Source organism: Dysgonomonas sp. BGC7 (assembly GCF_001261735.1).
In the GTDB taxonomy this organism is placed as follows: Bacteria; Bacteroidota; Bacteroidia; order Bacteroidales; family Dysgonomonadaceae; genus Dysgonomonas.
Window position 1 is genome coordinate 44896 of sequence record NZ_CVRP01000002.1, and the last position, 23944, is coordinate 68839.

General features: G+C 35.4%; 21 protein-coding genes. 10 read left to right on the forward strand and 11 right to left on the reverse strand.

Going from position 1 to position 23944, the window contains the following annotated elements:
* Positions 1 to 9: 9 nt before the first annotated feature.
* Positions 10 to 972: a helix-turn-helix transcriptional regulator gene (locus BGC7_RS01625; RefSeq protein WP_082206416.1), complete on the reverse strand. Its 963-nt coding sequence runs from the start codon at positions 970 to 972 to the stop codon at positions 10 to 12.
* 225 nt (positions 973 to 1197) lie between these two features.
* Positions 1198 to 1395, reverse strand: a complete 198-nt coding sequence (locus tag BGC7_RS17810; protein ID WP_157258616.1) for a hypothetical protein — start codon at positions 1393 to 1395, stop codon at positions 1198 to 1200.
* 680 nt (positions 1396 to 2075) lie between these two features.
* Between BGC7_RS17810 and BGC7_RS01635 the strand changes: the two genes are divergently transcribed.
* Positions 2076 to 4448: a TonB-dependent receptor gene (locus BGC7_RS01635; protein WP_050699818.1), complete on the forward strand. Its 2373-nt coding sequence runs from the start codon at positions 2076 to 2078 to the stop codon at positions 4446 to 4448.
* A gap of 340 nt (positions 4449 to 4788) precedes the next feature.
* On the opposite strand, the gene BGC7_RS01640 is transcribed toward BGC7_RS01635, so the two are convergent.
* The 5 genes from BGC7_RS01640 to BGC7_RS01660 all read right to left on the reverse strand — a co-directional run bounded on the left by BGC7_RS01640 (position 4789) and on the right by BGC7_RS01660 (position 9106).
* Entirely contained in the window at positions 4789 to 5754 is a 966-nt protein-coding gene (locus BGC7_RS01640; protein WP_050699819.1) for a DUF4625 domain-containing protein, read from the reverse strand.
* Positions 5755 to 5942: 188 nt separating this feature from the next.
* On the reverse strand, positions 5943 to 6695 hold the full coding sequence (locus BGC7_RS01645; RefSeq protein WP_050699820.1) for a ZIP family metal transporter: 753 nt from the start codon (positions 6693 to 6695) through the stop codon (positions 5943 to 5945).
* A gap of 21 nt (positions 6696 to 6716) precedes the next feature.
* A complete protein-coding gene (locus tag BGC7_RS01650; protein WP_050699821.1) occupies positions 6717 to 7169 on the reverse strand; it encodes a hypothetical protein in 453 nt (150 codons plus the stop codon).
* On the reverse strand, positions 7166 to 8455 hold the full coding sequence (locus BGC7_RS01655) for an ABC transporter permease (RefSeq protein ID WP_050699822.1): 1290 nt from the start codon (positions 8453 to 8455) through the stop codon (positions 7166 to 7168). The genes BGC7_RS01650 and BGC7_RS01655 overlap by 4 nt, the downstream gene beginning before the upstream one ends.
* Positions 8456 to 8464: 9 nt before the next feature.
* Positions 8465 to 9106 (reverse strand): ABC transporter ATP-binding protein, encoded by a 642-nt coding sequence (locus tag BGC7_RS01660; RefSeq protein ID WP_050699823.1) that lies wholly within the window; start codon positions 9104 to 9106, stop codon positions 8465 to 8467.
* Positions 9107 to 9220: 114 nt separating this feature from the next.
* Here BGC7_RS01660 and BGC7_RS01665 point away from each other — a divergent pair, with 114 nt between their 5' ends.
* The 8 genes from BGC7_RS01665 (at position 9221) to BGC7_RS01700 (ending at position 16870) form a co-directional block, all read left to right on the forward strand.
* Complete coding sequence (locus tag BGC7_RS01665; RefSeq protein WP_050699824.1) at positions 9221 to 9634, forward strand: Fur family transcriptional regulator; 414 nt, start codon at positions 9221 to 9223, stop codon at positions 9632 to 9634.
* 41 nt (positions 9635 to 9675) lie between these two features.
* Positions 9676 to 9963, forward strand: a complete 288-nt coding sequence (locus BGC7_RS01670; protein ID WP_050699825.1) for a thioredoxin family protein — start codon at positions 9676 to 9678, stop codon at positions 9961 to 9963.
* Between the two features lie 7 nt (positions 9964 to 9970).
* The gene (locus BGC7_RS01675) at positions 9971 to 10606 is read left to right on the forward strand and encodes a hypothetical protein (RefSeq protein WP_050699826.1); all 636 of its coding nucleotides are present in this window, start codon (positions 9971 to 9973) and stop codon (positions 10604 to 10606) included.
* A gap of 21 nt (positions 10607 to 10627) precedes the next feature.
* On the forward strand, positions 10628 to 11599 hold the full coding sequence (locus BGC7_RS01680) for a CobW family GTP-binding protein (protein ID WP_050699827.1): 972 nt from the start codon (positions 10628 to 10630) through the stop codon (positions 11597 to 11599).
* A gap of 15 nt (positions 11600 to 11614) precedes the next feature.
* The gene (locus tag BGC7_RS01685; RefSeq protein WP_050699828.1) at positions 11615 to 12805 is read left to right on the forward strand and encodes a GTP-binding protein; all 1191 of its coding nucleotides are present in this window, start codon (positions 11615 to 11617) and stop codon (positions 12803 to 12805) included.
* 10 nt (positions 12806 to 12815) lie between these two features.
* Positions 12816 to 15161: a TonB-dependent receptor gene (locus BGC7_RS01690; RefSeq protein ID WP_082206418.1), complete on the forward strand. Its 2346-nt coding sequence runs from the start codon at positions 12816 to 12818 to the stop codon at positions 15159 to 15161.
* Positions 15162 to 15228: 67 nt separating this feature from the next.
* Entirely contained in the window at positions 15229 to 16323 is a 1095-nt protein-coding gene (locus BGC7_RS01695; protein WP_050699829.1) for a DUF4625 domain-containing protein, read from the forward strand.
* Positions 16324 to 16387: 64 nt separating this feature from the next.
* Positions 16388 to 16870, forward strand: a complete 483-nt coding sequence (locus tag BGC7_RS01700) for a DUF4625 domain-containing protein (RefSeq protein WP_050699830.1) — start codon at positions 16388 to 16390, stop codon at positions 16868 to 16870.
* 45 nt (positions 16871 to 16915) lie between these two features.
* Here the strand turns inward: BGC7_RS01700 and BGC7_RS01705 are convergent, their stop codons facing one another.
* The 3 genes from BGC7_RS01705 to BGC7_RS01715 all read right to left on the reverse strand — a co-directional run bounded on the left by BGC7_RS01705 (position 16916) and on the right by BGC7_RS01715 (position 21287).
* A complete protein-coding gene (locus tag BGC7_RS01705) occupies positions 16916 to 17326 on the reverse strand; it encodes a Fur family transcriptional regulator (protein ID WP_050699831.1) in 411 nt (136 codons plus the stop codon).
* A 384-nt stretch (positions 17327 to 17710) separates the two neighbouring features.
* On the reverse strand, positions 17711 to 18919 hold the full coding sequence (locus BGC7_RS01710) for a hypothetical protein (RefSeq protein WP_050699832.1): 1209 nt from the start codon (positions 18917 to 18919) through the stop codon (positions 17711 to 17713).
* Positions 18920 to 18938: 19 nt separating this feature from the next.
* Positions 18939 to 21287 (reverse strand): TonB-dependent receptor, encoded by a 2349-nt coding sequence (locus tag BGC7_RS01715; RefSeq protein ID WP_050699833.1) that lies wholly within the window; start codon positions 21285 to 21287, stop codon positions 18939 to 18941.
* Positions 21288 to 21472: 185 nt separating this feature from the next.
* Here BGC7_RS01715 and BGC7_RS01720 point away from each other — a divergent pair, with 185 nt between their 5' ends.
* Positions 21473 to 22459 (forward strand): helix-turn-helix domain-containing protein, encoded by a 987-nt coding sequence (locus tag BGC7_RS01720; protein ID WP_082206420.1) that lies wholly within the window; start codon positions 21473 to 21475, stop codon positions 22457 to 22459.
* A gap of 89 nt (positions 22460 to 22548) precedes the next feature.
* Here BGC7_RS01720 and BGC7_RS01725 read toward each other — a convergent pair whose 3' ends face one another.
* Positions 22549 to 23700 carry a site-specific integrase gene (locus BGC7_RS01725; protein WP_050699835.1) on the reverse strand — a complete coding sequence of 384 codons (1152 nt, stop codon included), beginning with the start codon at positions 23698 to 23700 and terminating at the stop codon, positions 22549 to 22551.
* Between the last annotated feature and the right edge of the window lie 244 nt (positions 23701 to 23944).

Sequence of the window (23944 nt, forward strand, 5' to 3'; positions counted from 1 at the left end):
AGAAAATCGTTAAAATAGATTTTGCCCGTTTTTCAGATCACTGGGTAAATATCCGTAATAACGTTTAAAAGCAACAGTAAAATGAGTGGGGTTTTTATACCCCACTGTAGCCGATACCTCACTTATATTTTTGTCACTTTCTATAATCAACTGCTTACTGTAATGCATACGCTCTTCCATTAAGTATTTAAATATAGTAGTGTCAAATACTTCTCTAAAACCTTTTTTCAGTTTAAATTCATTCAGCCCCGATATACGAGATAATTCTCTGATAGAGTATGGATTGTCTATTTTCTGAGAAACAATTTCTCGGACATGATATATTTTATCAATATCATCTTTCGTTAAAAATGGAGAAAGATAATTCTGCGAAACATTCTCTCCTTGCTGTATAACTAATAAGATTAGTTCAATTACTTTAGATTCGATAAATATTTTTTTTAAGATTCCTGTTAGTTGACACTCCATCACATCCTTTAGAATAGCCATCATTGGCTGAGAAATGGTCATGTTTTGAGCAAAATATCCGGGTTCTTTATTCAGAATTTTTTCACCAAAAGCTCCGAGTATTTTAAGGTCTCCGTTTAACAATCTCAATAAAAAGTCTCGGGATAATTCTATACCGATTGATTTTTTATAATTATTTTGGGGTTTAAATGATAATATGCCGTCTATATGGGGAATATAGAAAAAACTGTATCTACCTTCATGTATTTCTATATTGTACTTACTGTTATTTGTTCGATATTGCTTATGTCCTATTAGCTCAAAATATATTTCAATATGCTCTTCGTCTTTATCTACCGGAATGCTGAAAATATCTTTCTGTAGCAAATTTGCCCTATCAATAGAAATTCCATTAATTATTGTTTGAGATATATTACCTCTTATATTCTTATAATCAGGACTATTATCTATTATCTCTGTTCTTTCTTTAACTGGTTCTTGTTTGATTTTATTAATATCATCCATACACTATTGTTTTGGGGCTAATTGCTATATATATAATAATTATAACTTACAAAGTTAGCGAGAAGCACACAAGTATGACATACCTAAAAAAGACTAAAAACTACTTTATTTATCATTATATATTGGTAACTTTAAAATTAAAAGATTATATCTTATCAAATAAAAGTGCTAAAGTTTAAGGGGGAGTCCTAGATCTAATTATTCTTTATCTTCAAAAGCGGAAGACTACAAATTGACCAGAAGTACCATCGTCTTATCATCCAACTGAAGGTAAACAGTTTTATCTGCTTCTTGTTTGAGAGTAACCAAAAGCATTCGGGTATAATTGGTTCTCATATGCATCATTATTATCCAAACAAGATTGTAAGGATAGGAGTGAACAAAAACTCGAATCATTAATAAAACCAATCTTATAATTCTCATCGTTAAGTTGTTAAATATTCCATATGTAGAGTATAATACACATTTAATTTCAACATCTCCCAATATTTCGCACCTTGTAATCCATGTCTATTGTGCTTGTTAAATACTTTCTTCATGGTTTAATTTAATTCAAAATTACAGGACGATTGTGAACAATATTTCAAATGCAACTAAATTGCATTAATTGAATTTATATTATATTTGCAGAAGAATTGCAAAAAGAATGAAGTTTCGACAGAATAAAGACATACAATCGATAGTAAAGGTTATTTTCTTAACCCTCTTTATTTGTTATGCCGGTTCCATTACGTTTTTTTTTCACTCTCACATTATTAATGGAGTTACAATTGTCCATTCACATCCATATAAAGCTGATGAGAAGGGAAAACCGCTTCATACTCACACGGGATCAGAAATACAGTTGATCCAATTCTTGTCTTCGTGGCATTCTGTTGGAAAAATTACTTTTACCTTTACTTTTAAAGTATTCCAATCATACTATATCATAAAAATAGCAAGTAAAACTGAATCTGTAATAAAAGGTTTTACTAACTATTTTTATCTATTAAGGGCTCCTCCTTCATTTTATTATTATTGATTTTATTTTAGAGAATCCCAAATATCAAATTGAGATTCAATCTGTTTATGTACTTACTTTTAAAATATCAATAAATAATAAAATGAAAAAATATATATACATTTTTTTATGTTTTGTGTTTTCCCTATTGGATATACATGCTAATAAGCCTGTGGAAATACAGAAGACAGATGCCAATGTGGTTGGGCATATAATTGACAAAAAGACTGGAGAACATATTCCTTATATGACAGTCTCATTAAAAGGGACAACCATAGGAACAACAACCGATGTGACAGGGCATTATTACCTAAAAGATCTTCCTGAAGGGAAATTTATGATTGAAGTAAGACTCGTTGGCTATAAAACAACTTCAAAAGAAATATTTATAGAAAGAGGAAAAACGCTTGAAGTTAATTTTGAATTAGACGAAAGTAGCGTTTCTCTTAATGAGGTAGTTGTTTCAGCTAATCGCAATGAAACGGAGAGACGTCTGGCCCCCACACTAGTAAAAATATTAGATACCAAAACCTTTGATAGGACTAATTCGGTTACCCTTTCTCAAGGATTAAATTTCCAACCCGGAGTCCGAGTTGAAACAAACTGCCAGAATTGTGGATTTACTCAAGTTCGCATGAATGGATTAGAAGGTGCTTATTCTCAAATCCTGATAGATTCACGTCCGATATTCAGTGCATTAACCGGTGTTTACGGGTTAGATCAAATCCCTGCTAATATGATTGAACGGGTTGAGGTTATACGAGGAGGAGGTTCCGCTCTCTTCGGATCTTCAGCCATAGCCGGGACAATAAATATAATAACAAAAGAGCCAACCCGTAATTCGGCACAACTTACCCATACCATAACAGCAATTAACGGTGTAAAAGATTTTGAAAATAATACAGGATTTAACGCTTCTCTGGTATCTGATAATCAAAAGATGGGCATTATGGTATTCGGTCAGAAAAGAGAGCGATCCGGATATGATTATGACGGAGATGGTTTTTCTGAATTGCCAAAATTGGAAAACAGGACATTAGGGTTTAGATCTTTTATAAAAACAGGAACCTATTCTAAACTTTCTTTCGAATATCATAATATGCATGAGTTTCGCAGAGGTGGAGACCGGTTAAACAGTGTCCCTCATGAAGCATATATTGCAGAACAGATAGAATCATCTATCGACGGTGGAGGTCTGAATTATAATATATTCTCGCCTGATGGAAAACATCGTATCAACATATATTCTTCAGCACAATTGACAAACCGTAAAAGTTATTATGGCGGTGGAGAGCCGGTTTCTGTTATAAATGCCGGAGATATGAGTGATCAGGACAAACTGGATGCAATAAATATACGACTAGGTTCGTACGGAAGGACGAAAGATGTTACCTATATTGTAGGAGGTCAGTATTCTTATGATTTTGATAAATTCCTATTTATGCCTTCTACACTAACTACCGGATTAGAATACAATCATGATGATCTAGAAGATCAAAGTGGATACAGACCGGAACCTATCGATCAGAGAATTAATATCAAAAGTGCATTCTTACAAAATGAGTGGAAAAACGATATGTGGAGCTTTTTAGCCGGAGTGCGTATTGATAAGCATAGTTTAATGAATGATGCAGTCATCAGTCCACGTGCGAATATCAGATATAATCCGGTTGAAAATGTTAATATCAGAGTGAGTTATGGTCAGGGATTTCGGGCTCCACAGATATTTGATGAAGATCTGCACGTTGATATTGCAGGAGGAGAGCATATTATAAGAAAAATCGATCCGAACCTAAAAGAAGAGAAGTCTCATAGTTTTAGTGCCTCCGTAGATTGGTATCACCAAGTAGGAGCTGCTGAATTAAATTTTTTGGCTGAGGGATTTTATACAATACTCAATAATCCGTTTACATCAGTCTCAGAAGAGCAAGAAGACGGTTCTATCATTAAACGGACTGTTAATGCTGCAGGTGCAAAAGTATACGGTGTAAATTTGGAAGGACGTGCGGCTATAGGAACACTTTTTGATTTTCAATTAGGAGCCACAATTCAAAAAAGCCGCTATGATGAAGCCCGAAAGTGGTCAGATGATGACACGGACGATGTTATAGCTGAAAAGAGAATGATGCGTACACCTGATGTATATGGGTATTTTGTAGCAACATTAACACCCTGGAAGACATTCAGTACATCTCTTACCGGAAATTACACCGGCAGTATGCTTGTACCGCATGAAGCAGGCTATATCGAAAAGAACAGAACTGAAAAATCCGATTCTTTTTTTGAACTGGGATTAAAACTAGGGTATGAAATAGCTTTGTATAAAGGTTCTACACTCGAAATAAATGGAGGTATCCGCAATATGTTCAATGCATATCAAAAAGATTTTGATAAAGGTCCGGATCGGGCTTCCAGTTATATATATGGTCCTGCTATGCCCCGAAATTATTATGCAGGGGTAAAGCTAAATTTTTAATTATTAGAGACACTTCTTTAATTTTATGAAATATTGTTTTCATTTATATGCATAAATGTATATGATGATTTTAGGGAGCATTGGACTGTGATAGTTTGATGCTCTTATAAAATAAACCAAGAAGATGATGATAAATCCATAGTACCATGAAAAATATTACATACAATATAGTCTCATTTCTTTCTGCGGACAATTTACAAGTCGTAAAAAGGATTTTAGCGTGTTAAATATTCTGAGTAGTTATATAAGTTTAGAGAATTTAAAAGTTATAACAGGTTATTCATCTGGCATCTAGATAAATGAATAACCTGTTATTTATAAATTCCATCAAAAACGAAAATTAATACTCAATCTGAAGATTAATATATTCGAATAATCCCATATTATAGGTCGTATTCTTATAAATTATCCCCAAATAATATTGTCCCGACTCCCAAGCTTTCAGACCATCAATCGGATTCCCGGCTGGAGTATTATTATCTATATCGGCTCCAATTTTTAGCTTTGGCTTACGAAGAGTTATGGGTGTGGTTGATCTATCAGTCGTTGTTGAGAATGAGCCCGAGGCGGGAACTCCTACATGTTGCGCAACATCTACAACGATCGCTTTAGAGTAATCTATTGCCTCAAGTGTTTCCGGTCTATGGTTGTGTTTTTTATTGATGAGTATGATTACAGCTTTACCATCTCCTTTGAGTCCTGAAACCGCAGCCCTAGCGTTCAATAGTTCATCCTTGCTTATGCGTAAATCGGTTTTATCAGGATTGGCTGTATTGTATATTTCTCTAAGAATTTTGTAATTATTGTCTACTGTACCTGCGTAGAATGAGAAAAGTTGAGGATCAACAGGGAGGTTGGCAGCCAAGTATAAGGTAATGGCTCTTTTTTCTTCAAGGGTTGTTCCATTTTGATCTTTAACGATGATTATAAAATCATACTTTCCCTCAACTGCGTCTGCCGGGATGCTAAAATGCTCATGTATAAGTGCATTTTTGACATTTTGATATTGCGACCAGGTTTTCTCGAAACTCCAAGCCTTCTCATAAGTTTCATCCGGTCTGGGCACAATTTTTATCCCAATACTATCAATTTTTGTTGCTGCTAGTACCTCAGCATTGAAATGAAAATCCTTTGCTATAGTTCCTATTTCGTTATTATTCAATCCAATTTCAATGTTAGTTATTTTTGCGGTTTCCTTTGGTTCTTCATTTTCAGGATCATCATCATTGTTGCACGAAGTAAAAAATACACTAAGGATAAATAGTGGTAAAAAAATGAATTTGGATTTGCTTAACATCGTTTTCATAACTTATAATTTATTTGATTATTAAAAATTTTATTTATCGATTCTATTATTCTAATCTTCTGTATCTATATCGACAAGAACAGTAATCGTAACGTTGATTTGGTATTCAGTCCCTCTTGGAATATTGAATTTTCGATATCCAAGAAATATTTTACCGCCTGTTTTATAGGTAATAACTAGAATTGAGTTCAGTGACTATGCCCATTCTGTAGTCCTATGTAGTATATAAACCCTAGTCCTAATAGGATAAAGACAATATTTATCACTAAGTTTTTCTTGGTAGTATCCCGTAATATTTCCGGAATTAAACAACCTGTAGCAAGATAAATAAAACCTCCTGCGGCTACAGGCAGCATGTATATAGAAAAATGGCCAACCTGAGCTCCGATCCATAGGGCTATTATCGTTCCTAATATCGCGGTACAGGCTGAAATAAAATTAAATAGCAAAGCCTTACGTTTATTAAATCCGGCACGGAGCAATATGCCAAAATCGCTGATTTCCTGTGGTATTTCATGTAAGATTATACCTAGTGTTGTAGCCAGACCCAGTTCCGGGCTGAACATCCATGTCGCACCAATGAGTATACCGTCTACAAAATTGTGTATTCCATCGGCATAGAGGCTCAAATATCCGTATGGCTTAATGGTCTTCTTGTTTCCATGGCTGATATGTAATAATTGTTCCAGTATAAAAAACACAAAGAAACCTCCAAGGATAAGCCACGAAGTTAATCTGGCTGATTCCATATGAAAATAAGATTCGGGGACCAGCTGAAAAAAAGCATTCCCTAGTAATGTCCCTATAGCGAAGCAAATCAGCAGATTCAATATTCCGCTTAATTTGTTCGATTTAAAATATAAAAGAAATACCCCGACAAATGACAGGGTACTGACAAAACATGCGCTTAATATCGCATATAAAGCATTATTAATTTCCATATCTGTAGTTGTAATTTTAATTTATTTGATAACCCGTACCAGTTCTGCATCATATAGCATATACATCAAATGGTAAGGATCATTTCTGTTTAGTCGTAAAATGCCTTTTATTTCGATAAATTTATCTGTCTTAACTCGTTTGAGCTCTTTATGTCCTTTTTTTACAAAAATTTCCATAACCGTCTCAATACCTCCTGTGCCACAGAAAAAGCACATCGTTGACGGAGATTTAGAAAGGGCAAATATTTTACCTTCCATATCAATAGGTACATAAAAGCCTTTGATTGATATCGGCTTATTATTTAGAGCTTCAATACTGGTACCAAAGTGAGCTACATCGTAATATTGCTTTAATGCTTTTACATACTCACGTTTCCAATATATGTCATTTAATGCCTGCCAGGCAATCGGTTTTTGTGCTTTTAGCGAACAAAGACAACAAATGAAGATTATAGAAAGAAATACTTTTTTCATTGACTAAGTGTTTTTGATATATTTGTTTTCATTGCTTTAACAGCAGGAATAACTGCGGCTGCCGCACCAATAATTATAGAAGCAATCAATAGCGAAAGATCCGTTAATGTTGCCCATTTTTGCAATGTGTAATTAAAGTTATTATCAGTATAAGAAGATAGTAAGAACATTGCCAAACGGCTGGTCACAAATCCTACTATATATCCGATAATCGCAAAACTTATCCCTTCCAGAATAACGATAGCAAACAATCGAAATCGACTTCCTCCCATAACGCGTATTAAAGCCAACTCATATTTTCTTTCTTTTAAGGAGTTCAGAAGAGAGATAAATATACTCAAGGCTGAGATTAGGATTATAAATCCACTTATGTAGGTCAAGGCTTCTATTCCAAGGCCCAACAAGGAGTACAGGCGATTTATTTCCTGCACCGGGGATGCCGCCTGCATATTTGTCGATTTATTGATCAGCCGTGGCAAGGTGATAGCACCCATAGGACTTTGATACTGGATTAACAACGTTGTTATTTCTTTGTGGTTTTCTCCTTTCTCGTGTTCATGCTTCTCATGGCTGTGATCACAATCTGCATCGTGCTCATGATCATGTCCTCCATCTGTATTATGCTCATGATCCTGTTCTGCCTCGCTATGCTCGTGATGATGCTCATGGCTATCATGTATTTTCCATACACTCTCAATATTGGTTAAGATCAATTGGTCGAGCACCGTCCCTGTTTCTTTAAAGATGCCTGTTACTGTATAAGGAGTACTCTCATGTACATCATCCGACTCTGCCGATAGACCGTGTACTCCTGCAAATTGCCGGCCTATTGCTAAACCTGTTTTTGAAGCAACTTTCGAACCTATCGTTACCTCAAAGTCTTTTAGCCATAAGCTTCCCGCTTGTATTTGTCCATTATAAATAGTGGGGTATGCCTTATTGGTTCCAACTATGCGGAATCCGTTAAAGTTATCTCCAAGAGCAAGAGGAATAGCTTGTTTAATCAAAGGGTTCTTACTCAGTTCTATTGCCTCATTATAATCTATATTTCCGGTTGGATAGTCAACATGGTAAATTCCTGATAATATAAGTTGTAAAGGGCTGCCTTTAGCTCCTACAACCAGATCTATTCCTCCGGCATTTTTATCCATCTGGTTTTCAAAAGAGTCTTTAAGGAGGAAAACCAAAGAGATAATGGTTACTCCGGTTGCAAAAAGAATTATATTCAAAACCGAGGATAACGGACGGCTCTTTATTTGTTTGAAGTTGAATTGTATAATATTCATGTCAGTTTTTCAAGATTCTAAATGAACGATTTTTGAGAAAGCCTGAATAAGCCTGTTGTCATGTGTGACGATTACCAACCCCGCCTGAAGTTTTTCAGCTTGGTAGCGAAGCAGCTTTACAGCTTCTCTACAATTTTTATCATCAAGGCTGGATGTCGGTTCATCTGCGAGGATTAGAGAGGGTTTATTTATAACAGCCCGTGCTATAGACAGGCGTTGTAATTCTCCCTGACTCATCTCATTTGTTTTACGATTCCGACAATGCACTATATTTAAAGTCTCAAAAAGGCTATCCATATATATATTATCTACTGACAAGTTATTAAGGGATACTGCCATCTTTAGATTTTCCTCTGCTGTTAACGATTTTATAAATTGAGGCGTTTGAAAAACAATTCCGATTTCCCGTCTTCTGTATTTATCCAACTTGGTACCTCTTAATTGAGCAATGTCATTTCCTTTTATCAAAATACTCCCCCTTTTGGGTGTAACCAGACCTGCAATCAGGTGAAGTAATGTTGTTTTCCCACAACCCGAAGCTCCGGTAATAAGCAAATGTTCTCCTTTTTCACACACAATATCCGGAAACACGAACGTATCGTTCTTATTATAAGAATATTGAACACTATTTGTTATTAAGTTTTTTTCCATAACCAATAAAATTTTCAACAAATGTAATTATTTTTCCATACATGCAACTGTGTTGCAAATGAATTTATATTACATTTGCATTATTGGTTCGTTTCAGATTTAAAATACATCATTATGGAATCTGTCAAAGAAATATTACACAGGAATAATTTAAAAGGAACATCTGCCCGTATTGCCATCTTGAATACGATTATAGGCAGTGAGGATCCTTTGAGTGAATCCGATATAAAAAAAAGAATACATGAAATTGACAGGGTAACATTCTATCGCTCAATTAAAAGTTTGTTGGATACGAAAATTATTCAGGGTATGATCACTCAAGGTAAAATAATCAAATACACCTTCTGTCATGAGAATCATAGCAGTGAAACAGCAGTCCGGTTTTATTGTACCGAGTGTAAAAAACTGACAGACGTGGAGATAGAAGCCCAGATTCCTGTTGTTCCGCAAGGATATACGGAAAAGACATGCAGTATAACTATAACCGGAATTTGCAAAGCATGTAATAATTCAGATGAAGAACAATAATGGTTTTTGTAATCTAACATCAAAATATAAAAGGTTTAATAATGAAAGAGATCAAAGAAGAATATAAATTAATTGAATTCTATGCAAACTGGTGTGCTCCGTGCCGCACATTCGAGACCACTACTGCCTCAATAGAGAAGAAAAATGAGAACCTGAATATTCAAAGAATAGATATAGATTCCCATCCGGGTCTAGCCCTACAGTTTGGAGTTCGCTCTATACCTGCATTGACACTGCTTAGAGGAGAAACTGAGATTTGGAGAAATTCAGGTATGATATCTGAACCTGAACTGGTTTCTGTATTAGCAAAGCATTTAGATAATAAATAAAAAGAAGATGGAAGTAAGCAATCTATTTTATGGAATACTAGCCGCATTAGGCTATGTATTACTACAATCGCTGTTTATTGTTGGTGTGCGAATCGCTGGCGATGACAGCACCGAAATTCTACCCAACGGAAAACAAAGGGATCGTATGGGGATGATATTATATCCGGTTTTAAAATACCTGAGCCGAACAAAACAGGAAAAAGTATACTATGATGGTTCTCAGTTTACGAGTCTCATAGATCAGATTCGGATGGCGCTACCCGATTTGGATATGATTGAAGGAGGTGGTCGATTGAAAATAATAAAGAGAGGACAGTCTTTGGGGATATATGTCAATAAAATAGAAGATGCACTCTATCATATTGACAACAGGGTAAAGATGGAAATAGAAGAAGGATTGCTTCGGTTTTACAGAATGGACGAGCAATACCGGCTCAATAAATACCTGCGGAAACCTATTCTTCAATGCCCTATTTGCATGGCCTCAGTCTGGAGTATACCCAGTTATTGGATACCCATTATATATAAGTCCGGATTTAATATGGAGATATTGTATCTGGGAGCAATTAATATCTGTGTGGTAGCTTGTGTCAATGCCCTTATCTGGATGAAGTTCAAATCTATGCAAAAATCATTATTATAAAACGAATTATCTAATCAAACAATGAAGGGCAAGATATCCGTGACAATAATAACCGGTTTCCTCGGAGCCGGAAAGACTACTCTTATCAATAACCTGATAAAGAAGCACCCTGATAAAAAATTTGCTATTATCGAAAATGAATTTGGCGAAATTGGCTTGGATGGGAGTTTTATTATCGGAGCTGATGAAAACATATTCGAACTGTCCAACGGATGCATCTGCTGTTCGTTGAACGCCGATTTTTATGAACTGATCAATAAGTTACAAACAGGAGGCTATGATTTCAACCATTTATTGATTGAAACAACGGGCATAGCCGATCCTACATCGATCGTAAATGCTTTCCTTTCCGATTATGAGATCATTGAACGTTTTACTATTGATTCAGTTATCTGTCTGGCGGATGCCGTCAATATTGAAGATCTGATAAATTCAGAACCGGAAGCCCGTAAACAATTGACTATCTCCGATATTATCCTGCTGAACAAAATAGATTTGGTAAGGCAAGGTTACTGCGATGAGCTAATAAGTAAAATACAGGATTTTAACCAACTGGCAACGATATATCCGACTTCACAGGCAGATATTTCACAATTAGAAATTTTAGATACCCATCAATATTCAGGTAGAAAAATAGAACAATCAGTTTCGACTTTTAAAAATCTGGCCTTTCTAGGTAATAATAATCTGAAGCATGATATCAAATCAATCGGAATCTCCATTCCCGGAGATCTGGACTTTGAGCGTTTCCGCTTCTGGTTCGAGACGATCCTCTTTTTTGCGAAATATCGGCCATACCGTGTAAAAGGGATTCTCAGTTTCAAAGATGTACCCGAAAAATGTATTCTGCATGCGATAAAAGATAATTATGTCTTTGACAGGGGTGATTTATGGAAGCCGGATGAAGAACGTTATTGCAAGCTCGTATTTATCGGTCGTAATCTGGATAATCTGGAAATAGAAGAAAATATATACAAATTAAGAGCAGAATAATAAACTAAAAAAATAATGAATAAGATACCAGTAACAGTCTTAAGTGGCTTTTTAGGAGCCGGAAAGACAACCATATTAAATCATATTCTCAATAACCGCGAGAATATGAAAGTCGCTGTAATAGTCAATGACATGAGCGAAGTCAATATAGATGCACAGTTAGTGGAAAAAGGTTCGGCACTTTCCCGCACAGAGGAAAAGCTGGTACAGCTCAGTAACGGCTGTATATGTTGTACTCTGCGCGATGATCTTGTAAAGGAAGTAACCCGCTTAGTTGAGAACGGAAATTTCGACTATCTGCTGATAGAAGGAACGGGTATAGCTGAACCTATGCCGATAGCCCAGTCATTCAGTTACGCTTTCGAAGATCTGGGCGTTGATCTGACTAAAATTTCACGTCTGGATACAATGGTAACCGTTGTTGATGGATTCAATTTTTATAATGATTTCGGATCGTCTGAAACATTAACAGACAGGGATCCTGATAATACGATCAGCGAACGTTCCATTGTAGACCTCCTTGTGGAACAGATTGAATTTGCTAATGTCATTGTTCTGAATAAAGTAGACCTGATATCGGCACATCAACAGGAAGAAATGAAACGTATTATCCGAAAACTAAATCCGGATGCAAAGATTATTCAAGCTAATCATGGTAAGATTGATCCGAAAGAAATACTAAATACTCATTTATTTGATTTTACTGAGGCTGCTCAAAGTTCGGGTTGGCAGAAAGAACTTCAGAATAAACATACTCCCGAAACAGATGAATACGGCATCGGCTCATTTGTGTTTCGTGAGCATCGCCCCCTACATCCCAAAAGATTCAAGGAATATTTAAGCAAAAACTGGGATGCAGGCATTGTCCGCAGCAAAGGATTCTTCTGGCTGGCAAGCCGTAAGAATGAGGCATTATTACTGAGTCAGGCCGGAGGTTCTATCGTGGTGGAACGTATCGGTTCTTGGTGGGCTTCTTTTCCAACAAAAGAACGAAATCAGCATCCTTCGTTTCAGGCGAATGAGGAATATATTATGGGACGTTGGGATAAGGCATGGGGTGACCGTATGAATGAAATAGTATTTATCGGACAGGATATGGATGAGAAAAAGATCAGACAAGAAATGGAATACTGTCTCTGTACGGACATTGAATACAATGCCTATCAGAATGAACTATTGACAGATAATAACTGGGACTTTTTATAAAAAATATTTAATGAAATTTACTTATACACTACTGACACTGGTTTTATACTGTTTCAATCTATCAGCTCAATCTTCATTCAAAATCAGCGGGTTTGTGATGAATGAAGATAAGATGCCGATAGAGGCAGTATCTGTTTCTGTGACAGGAAATAATAATGCGACACGTACTGACCGGAATGGCTTTTTTGAACTAACTCTTTCAACTTCGGGGACTATAATGCTCCACATTGATGCGTTGGGATATTTTCCTCAGTCAACACAATTAAGCGTAAGGAATAATATACGTCGAGACTTTATTCTCAGAAAGAATAATATAGAGTTGGAAGAAGTCATTGTCAGCGGAAATAATAAGAGAAATCTTCAAATGAAATCAGCTCAGAATCTCGTTCAGGTTGATAAATCATATATCGAAGATAATTTCTCGGGAAGCCTGATGCAAAGCCTGGAGAAAATACCGGGTGTTAGGGCAATGACTATCGGTTCGGGGCAATCCAAACCGGCTATCAGAGGACTTGGTTTCAACAGGATGATGGTTACCGAGAATGGAATCAAGCACGAGGGACAACAATGGGGTGAAGATCACGGACTGGAAATAGATCAGTTTTCGGTAGATAATATTGAAATATTAAAAGGCCCGGGTTCTCTATTATACGGAGGCGATGCCATCGGTGGAGTAATCAGTTTACGCAATAATTATGTTCCTTCAGCTAAAATCGAAGGAAATATAAATCTCTATGGCAGAAGCAATAATGAATCACTTGGTTTTTCCGGTCAGATAGCAGGACGAAAGAATCGGTTCTATTATAAAGTAAATGCCACCTATGTGGATTATGGAGATTACAAAGTTCCCACTGATAGCATACAGTATTATTCTTATTATATAAAATTAAAGGACAGGCGACTCCGAAATACTGCCGGAAAAGATAGAAATGCCGGAATTACACTCGGATACATCGATAAAAATTTTAGAAGTAACTTTTTGATATCCGATGTATATTCGAAGAGTGGTTTCTTTGCTGATGCGCATGGACTAGAAGTGCGTATGTCCGATATAGATTATGACAAATCCTCTCGGGATATTGATTTGCCCTATCATTCGGTGAATCATTTTAAGGTTATCAATAACTCCCATTTACAACTCGGGACATTGCATCTTGAAGGAAATTTCGCTTACCAAAACAATTTGAGAAAAGAACTATCAGAACCTGTTTCGCATGGATATATGCCTATCCCGCCCGACGCCTTAGAGCGTAAATTTAATAAGAATACATACACGTCCAATATCTCCTTCAAGCTGCCATTAAAGGATAAACACTCTCTGCAAGGAGGAATTAATATTGAGCACCAGCATAACTCGAGAGGCGGATGGGGTTTTATTATACCTGATTTTCGGACAACTAGCATAGGAGCTTTTCTCTATGATCGCTACTTTATTTCCGAAGATTTAATTGTCAGCGCGGGTGTACGTGCCGATCAGACAGATATTCACATAGACAGTTATCGCGATTGGTATCAGACGCCTGTGGAAAATGGAGATTGGGTATACAAAGAACGGGCATCAAACTTGAAAAGAGCTTTCAATAGTTTCACATGGTCAGCAGGTATTAATTATAACAAAGACAGTTGGATGCTTAAAGCCAACGTAGGTAAAAGTTTCCGTGCTCCGACCCCCAAAGAGCTGGGATCTGATGGGGTGAACTATCACATATTTCGTTACGAAAAAGGAGATAAGAACCTGAATGCGGAGGAGTCTTATCAGATAGATCTGGGTATCAATTGGAAGAATGATGTTCTGGATATTCAGGTAGAACCTTATCTGAATTACTTCCCCAACTATATCTACCTGAACCCGACATCGGCTTATTACGAAGGCTTACAGATGTATTATTATACACAGGCAAAAGTCGTAAGATACGGATGTGAAGCCAGCCTGGAATATAAACTAACCCAACAGATCACATTAGGATCACAAGGTGAATATTTGTATGCAGAGCAGCTCTCAGGAGATAAGAAAGGTTATACCCTTCCATTCTCTCCGCCTTGGTCTTCCAATTTTACGATTGCTTATCATCCAAAAAATAAAATATTCGGGACGGATGGCGATATTCAGCTAGAGTATAAAATAGTAGGAGCTCAGGATAGAATTGTACCGCCCGAAAACCAAACAGATGGCTATCAATCCCTGAATATATCATTGGGGCGTAGCTGGCAAATAAATCAAAACCAAATAAAAATACGCATGCAAGGACAAAATCTATTGAATAAGAAGTATTACGATCACACAAGTTATTACAGGCTGATAGATGTTCCCGAACCGGGACGGAATGTATCGGTTATGATCGGATATAATTTTTAAATGAATACACTAAATCTTATTTATTTTCTAACCGGGCATATATAGCCTACTTAATTAATTAAATGTTATGAAACAAAAATTTCTATGGGGAACAATCCTTTTTCTAAGTATGTCATTATTCATCTTTTCATCATGTAGTAGTGATGACGATGATGATAATCCTGCAAAACCGGTTATAAACCTGACTGAAGTTGGTAGTGAAAACAGCAAGATCGGAGTTGCCGGAAGCGATCTGCATCTCGAAGGCAGCATTGTTGCTGATGGGATGATAAAGCAAATTGATGTTGAAATTCATCAGGAAAGTGGAGGTAACTTTAAAATTGAAGAATCATACAAAGACGGGAAATATATCGGGGTAAAGAATGCCGATTTCCATGAACATATCGATATTCCGGCTGATGCTCCCGCGGGAGATTATCATCTGCATTTTACGGTTACAGATCAATTCGGACAAACTACAACGGTGGAGTCGGAACTGACTATCGAAGCTGCACCAGTGAATATTACGATTGAAAGTTTAACTTTTGGCGCAGGGCATGATTTCGCTGATAATAAGATCGGATATATAGGTACTGCCCCTGTTGTAGAAGCAACATCTATTAAAGCTGAAAATGGAATTGACAAGATATTTGTAGAAATTCACAGCGAGGGAGAAACTGCTGCTTTTGAACTGGATACAACTTATACTTATGCAGGTGAAACCGAATTAATCGATTTCCACAAACATCTTTCAATCCCGGAAAATGCTCCGGCAGGAGATTATCATCTGCACTTCAAAGTATATGATAAAAATGGCAAATCTCTTGAAAAATCAATGGATATAGAAATTAAAGAGACAGGAATTGCTATATCCGGTTTAGAAATAGGAAGTAATAATTCAGCGGTAGCATCGAACATCCATACTGAGTTTAAGGTAAATGCTGCAGATCCTTTGACCTCTATTCGTGTCCGCATTTATAAAGCCGCAACTCCGACAATCTATGTCTTCAATGAGACATATTCTGATGAATTTTCAGCTGGTAACGTAAAAGAGTACACTTTCCATAAGCATTTAAACGCAACCGGTGCTGTAGCTGGAGAATATGTAATTGAAATAAGAACAAATGATGCGAAAGGAGCCAATAAAACCATAAAAGAGAAATTGACTATTACTGGAGCATAATAAATTATTAAATATCAATAGCAGATAGTTTTTGAAAAAGGACTATTCGCTAAAAATAAAGAATATGATAAATAGAAAAATCATTTTATACTGTCTTGTTTGCCTTTTTGTTATGGGGTGTAGCAACGACGATGATGATAGTCAGGATATGGAAAAGCCTTCCATCGATATGAGTGGCAGCAATGCTTTTCCTCAGAACTGCATTATTTTGTATCGGGGCGAAAGTTTTCCTTTCAGAGCGGTATTTGCTGATAATCAGGAATTGGGAAACTATAATATCGAAATACATAATAATTTCGATCATCATTCGCACAGTACAGATGATGTGGAGTGCGATCTGGAGCCAAAGAAAATTCCTGTAAAAGCTTTTGTTTATAATCAGGATTTTACGATTCCTTCGGGTCAAAATACTTATCAAGCCAATAATGAGATTTCAATACCCTCGGATATAGATACCGGAGATTATCATTTTATGGTTCGGCTGACAGATAAGGCCGGATGGCAACAATTAAAAGCGATAAGCTTAAAGATAAAGGATCGGAATTGAAACCATTTGTATTTAAAAACCGAATATATTAAATTGTATTCGGTTTTATTTTTTTAGACAATCAGGGCATATACCCTCAAGCAAGATTTGAGCCGATTCGACATGATATCCTGATGGTAAATGTAGGTTTCTATCTAATAGAGAAGAGTCTAAGCAAGTAACTTTATCACAACGAGTACAATGAAAATGCGGATGTATCCTTGATAAAACCAACTGGCTGCTTAAGGCATATTTTACAGTTGTGTTATTCAGAACAATACGATGTATCACTTTAGCTTCTTCTAATGTTTTAAGAGAGCGATAAAAAGTAACACGATCAAATAAATCTAAAAATGCATCTTTAATTTCATTTTCAGTTAAAGCTGTATCGTCGCTTTCTATCAGTTTATCGATAATACATTTACGACAAACCGTTTTCTTGACACCATGCTCTTTTAATATTTGTTCTGCATTCATAGTTATTCTTTTTACAAAAATAATAAAAACCTTAACATAAGTCTATTGGCAAATATTGTTTTTGATAATATGATAAGATAACCGCTTTTAATTAATTGAATGCTTTAACTAGTATATGGGTAGCTTCTAGAGCTTTCGTAATTTCAGAACTCTTTATTTGTTCGATCTTAATTAATGACGATTTCTTTTTTTACTAGAAAATCTGGCTATTACCGAGATAGAGAAGAAGTAGAGCCTAATATTAAATCAGTTTTTTAATAAATTAGAAAACAGGATTCAAGTATAAAACCTGAATCCTGTAGTTCTGCGTTTACAAAGCATTGTATAAAACCTTCATGGATGATTCTTATCTATGAAGCATATCAGGTTCTATTTTAGCGTTTATTATTTCTCAAACACACAAATATCTAAAACAGTCCCACCTGTACTTAAGACCGGTGATTTACTGGATTCCTTAGCTACAGGATCGTACGAGAACAATCCTACGCCATTTGATTTAGTAGTTAATCCAAACAATATCTTGTTATCAATCTCTGTAATTACTCCTGAATAGTTATTTGTCAGAGGGAGATCTAGAATTTCCATTGTTTGATCATAAAGATTTGCTTTTACAGCATAGATATTTTTATCATTTAAATAATCTGGCGGATTGCTAACCAATGCTGGACAAGTTCCGAATAAATATACTTCTCCGTTCTTATAGTAATGATTAAATGAGGAGTGGCTGAATTTTCCTCCTTCGACTCCGGCAACCGTTTGATCTGTTATATTGAAGAAATAATCTTTGTCAAATTCAGTTTCTCCTTTCTTTATTCTCAGAAAACCAGATTTTTGCTTTTCACCTCCATACCCCATAGAAGCCCAACAAGTAACATAGATATCTCCTTTTTCATCAATAAACATGCCTCCACCGAAATAACTGGTTGATGATCCTCGCTGGTCAGACAAAAGCTTGATGGGAGTATCTGTCTTTGCATCTATTGCCAACACATAGGCTCCATCTTTTGTTATAGGCATTGATGTCAGTTCCATACATCCGACAAATAATATATCATCTCTTAGGATCATTCCTAGTGGATTAGGTGTGGAACTGCCATTTACACCCCATCTTTCATCCTGTAAGTTTATTTCTCCGGTTTTAGCCATCGTAGAGGGATTAAAAATAACGATTTTGTTATCCATCACAACCGAAGCATAAGCTTTAGTCTCACTCACAACCAGTATATGCCCAATATTTGCGTTTGCATTACTGGATAGTGTAAGACTACCATTCTCAGATAGCAGGCCGTTTTCTAAACGAATGTATTTTTTTATAGTAGCATTGTAGTGTGTCGGATTGTAAAAGACCCAATCCCCAAAAGATTCGATATATGCTCCGTCATACACTTCATGTCCATTATTAAATCCGACAGTTCCAACGTGCAGGTCTTTTACCGGAACAATGAAAGCAGTGCTGCCTGCATCTACTTTAGTCGAGATTACTATTTTTGCTTTACCTCCGGATTCTTGTCCTGGGGTATCGTCATCATTAGAGCAAGAAAGAAAAGCAATGCATGTCAATGATAGCACGAATAAATTAAATTTGTTCATCATATTATTAATATATTTACAATTAAAGTTTTAAACTGGTCCATCTTATTTTAATCTGGAATGTACGCCCGGGAAGTGGATAATTAAAATTCGTCTGTCGCTCATTATCTAATATATTATCACATTCAAGGCCAAAAGACAAACGTCTGTTCATAACAGCATATTCCATTCCAAGAGTATGTATTAATGTTGTCGGAATATTATAATTTTGGTTCGAACTCAGTCTGTAACCATAGTAATACTTATCGGTAAATGATCCTTCATAGTAGAATCTTGAATATTGAGCTTTACCTCCAAACATATTATTTTTTCGATAATCCAACATCCAGTTAGTATATAGAATAGGGATATGCGGCATCTGTAAATTATAGCTGGCATCGGGACTATTGGTACCTCCAATATATTTTGTCTTATTGATTGATTTTTGCCAGGTAATATTGGAAGATATATACCAATTTGCGTTTATATCCCATTTTATTTCAGCTTCCAAACCATAGAGTTGAGCTTTTCCAACATTATAATGTCCGTAATAACCTGCATTAGTACGCAATTGGATCATATTTTGCACATCTATCAAGAAAGAGTTCGCTTCCACCTGTAAACGGCTATTGCTTGAATAATAACGATCAAACATTATTCCGATATTATAGTTGTCAGCTTGTTCCGGTTCTATCTTCGAATTTGATATAACAGATGCCCTGTCTCCTAAAACCTCATCCTTCTTCGGGAGTCTGTAATTATGTTCATATGCTGCTTTAACAAGCCAATTTCGCGCAAAATCATATTTGAGAGCAAGGCTGTATCCCCAGTACATGTCATTCCGATTTAACTCTTCCGGTTCTTTTGTTGTCCCATAGAATGTGTTTACCATTTTTCCGGATAAATGATAATTGTAATTACGCCCTGTCAGAACAGTTGTTAACTTATCAGTAAACCATCTATTCTCAACGGATAATGATGTAATTATTCCGGTTAGAGTAGATGCTTCATTGGTGAAATTTGTTTTCATATACCTGTCTGCAATTGTATCTCTGAATTCGGTGTGAACCAAATTGAAATTATTATTCAAATTCACAGACATATGGGAGGACAAATGATATTTGAAATTCAGATTGTAACGATAATCCTGAATTCTGTCATCCGAAAGGTTCGGAACTGTACCTATTTCACCCCGTCCACTATTTGCTAGTTTATTTCCAGCAAAATCATATAAATAAGTAGATGTATCACTCAGGCAAGAGATATAATAGGCAGCCATTCCTGATAATTTAAAGTCTAATTTTTCAGTTAGGAATTTTTTCTTTTCTAATTTGGGGGCAATTCCGAATGTTGTGACTTCGGTTTCTGCATATCGTATATTATTAGCAACACCCTGTATTTGTTTTTTTGTTTTATATACTGATACTTCTATTTCTGCCTCATCGAAATATCTGTTTTCAAAACTTAGAGTCGAAGCTAAAGCAAAGTTTTGGTATTTATTATGGTCTCTTTTTATTTTCAATCCATCAACATATGGAGATAGCATAGTGTAGTTATTTTTTGCACTTAACCCTGCCCCATATAGTGTTAAATACATTTGTGATTTAGTCAGATATTGTTTTAGTGTTATACTGACATCCTGTATATCATAGGATTTAAAAGAATAAGCTGCATCCAGATATCCTCCTTCCGGGTCAATAGTTATAATATTTATTGCGCCACCTAATCCGTCTCCACCAAATTCAGGAGGAACAATTCCTTTGTAAATTTCCACTCTATCTATAAATTGGAGCGGGATATCGTTAATAGAGAAACTTCCATCGGGTGTATTTAGTGGTATTCCATTAATGTATATTTGAACCCGATTACCTTCTAAGCCTCTTACATTTATTTTTGTCTGATCACCGACACCTCCGGTACTTCTTAATTTAACACCAAGCTGATGATTCAATACATCGGAAATAGAAGTTCCTCTTCCAGCAAAAGAAGATCCATCAATTACCGTAACGGGGACCCCGGATCGTTTCACTTCACGGACTTCTCTGCGGTCACCTTTGGCCGTTATAGTTACTTCATCTAACAATTTTGGATCGTTTCTCAAATAAATCGACAGTTTCGTCGTTTTCTGATTCTCTATACTAAAAACTCTGTTTTCCTGAAGCATGCCAATATAAGATACTTGTATCTCATATTCTCCATCCTGTAAATTTGAAAAAACAAAGCGTCCTTGAGAGTTAGAGAGAGTTGTTTTGTTTAAAGCGCTAATAGTGACATTGACTCCCGCTAAAGGTTCTTTACTCTGTTTATCGTATACCACTCCAATAACCGATTGGGCCTGTATTATTGTTATCTTTATAAAAAAAGCAAATAATAAGAATATTTTATACTTCATAATATATCTGTCATTTTCATACCTACTTATCGGTACAAAAAATAATTAAAATCATTATATAATGCGATTTTAGCACATTTAGGTCTTTTATACTTTTGTATGATATAAAACAACCGCAAAGCTACTTCGGTACACAAAAAGGAGTTTAGCTTAAACGGATTATAATTTAGTCAATTCGGATTATTATGCCTGATTTTTTTTCTGCAAGTTCAAGCATGCAATTTATTGGCACTGATTTGTATAACAAAGAAGAATTATCAGGTGCAGGAGAATTAGTATTGGAAAAATACTCTTTGGAAAGTGAACTTTTCAAATCTTATTATCAGTGTATTACCACACCTCAATATAAGTTATTTAATACGGAAACAAATAGCAAGAGAGATATAACTCTAATCTCATCTGGTCCACAAAATATTCCTCTAAGTTTAAATATTAATCTAGGAGGAGATTTCGATTACTGCTATCCACAAATTAATAATAGAAAAGAACATTGGAAAGGTAACACTTTGAATTTATATTCTTCGCGTGAAATGATAAGTCAATCTTTTTTCCATCGAAATGAGAAGACAAGACAGTTTGCGATTGTATTTTCTTATGATTACTTAACGAAATTATCTAATCAGACTCCACAGTTGTTTGACTCAATTTTGAATGATTTTGAAAATAAAAAGACTTATAAGAGGTTTGATAATAATTTGTTATGCAGTCCTCGTATAATAATGCTTACTCAGGAGATTATTAATACTGATTCTAAAGATCCTTTATTTTCAATTTTATTAGAATCTAAAATCCTCGAAATATTATACCTTTCTTTAAGTAAAGATCTCGGAGAGATTAACAAGCTGTATTTTCATGAAAAAGAGAAAATTATAGAAGCTCGTAATATTCTTTACAATCTCTATCAGAATCCACCTAGTATTTGTCGTTTGGCGTCAATGATTGGCTCGAATGAATTTAAGCTTAAACAAGGATTCAGATTATTATACAATAACACGGTCTATGGAGTATTATCAGAATACCGGATGGAGAAAGCAAAGCAATATTTATTGGATACACAAATGCCTGTTTCGGAGATTGCTTTACAAATTGGATTTGAACACCAAAGCAGTTTTTGTAAAGCTTTTAAACGTCAGTTTTTAATGACACCCGTTGAATATAGGAACAGCAGATAAAAGAGAAGAAATTAATAGAAATTGGAGTAAGACAAGGTTTATTTTTTATCTTTACAAAAGATAAGTTGCTCTTTAAAATCGTGAGGAAATTAAGCGGATCTAAGAACCAAGTTGGTTTCTAAATCGTTACCTATCGAGAAACTAATAGCGCGTAATCTACTGACTAATAGCTGATAAAAGTTTTCCCTATGTCTTGCTACGTGTGTCGTAAGCTGCTTCTTGATTCCGCACAAATCGGCAATTTCCTTCAGGTAACTATTCATCTTTTGATTCGTTAGAAGAGGTAAAACTTTACAGTCAGCTTGCTTATCTCTATATTTCTCTATTATTTCCAAAGGAATACTCATCAAAGGAACTGTAACAGGAGTATCTGTTTTCTCTCTTTTTGTTATAATCCAAAGATTACCATCAACTCCTTCCTTTATGTTATCATAAGTCAGATTCTTTGCATCAACATAAGCAAGACCCGTGTAGCAAGAAAAAATAAAGATATCGCGTACTTTGATTAACCGATCGATTGTTAATTCTTTCTGCTTTATTTTCTGTAATTCTTCTTCTGTTAAATACCCTCTGTCTACTTTCTTTATACGAATTTTGTAATTAGCAAATGGATCATGTTGCATCCAGCCATTATTACGGGCAATAATTATTATCCGCTTGAAAAATTGAATGAACTTCGCTGTAGTATTTGCGTTACAGTTACATTCAGTTCTTAGATAATTTTCAAAATCTACGATAAATTGATATTTAATCTCTTTGACATTAATATCCGAAATGCTATACTTATATCTCATAAAATCCGAAAGTCTTGTATAAGTCACTTTGTATTTTTGCAAGGTCGCTTTAGTTTTATTAATACCAAGTAAGGATTCTACATCTTTATTATGGTTGTTGAACAACTCCAGTAACATTGTATTATCCGTAGATATTCCCAGATAAGCATTTTTCAGTTTTTCGGCAGATACGAAATTATCTCTTTCAAAAATATCTCTGTACATGTTATGGAGGCTTGTCTTGCAAGAATCAAGAATACGATTGATATTCATGGCTTCCCTTGTTTTACCACCGGCTTGGCTGGCACTAGCATCCCACATATCAACATGAATGTCGGTGTGAATATTAAAACTTACGGATTCACCTGAGATTGTTACCCTGCAGAAAATAGGGGTGAACGAATTTTTCTTCATTTTATCTTTTCTCAGATAAAAGATGATTTTAAAGGTACTTTTTGCTGCTTTCATAACTCCTCGTTTTTAATCGATAAAATCAATTTATACTATTAATAATTAGGAATTTACACACTTCCATATTCGAACAAGATCGTGCCAATACCGGACAAAATATAGGGTGAACGAATTTAGATTTAGGGTGAACACTTTGGGGACAAATCTTTGTCTGAAAGTGGCTATTTTATGTCTTCTTGTGGAAAAGTAGAAACATAAAAAAATCCTACAATCTATTGATATTGTAGGATTTATCTCTTTT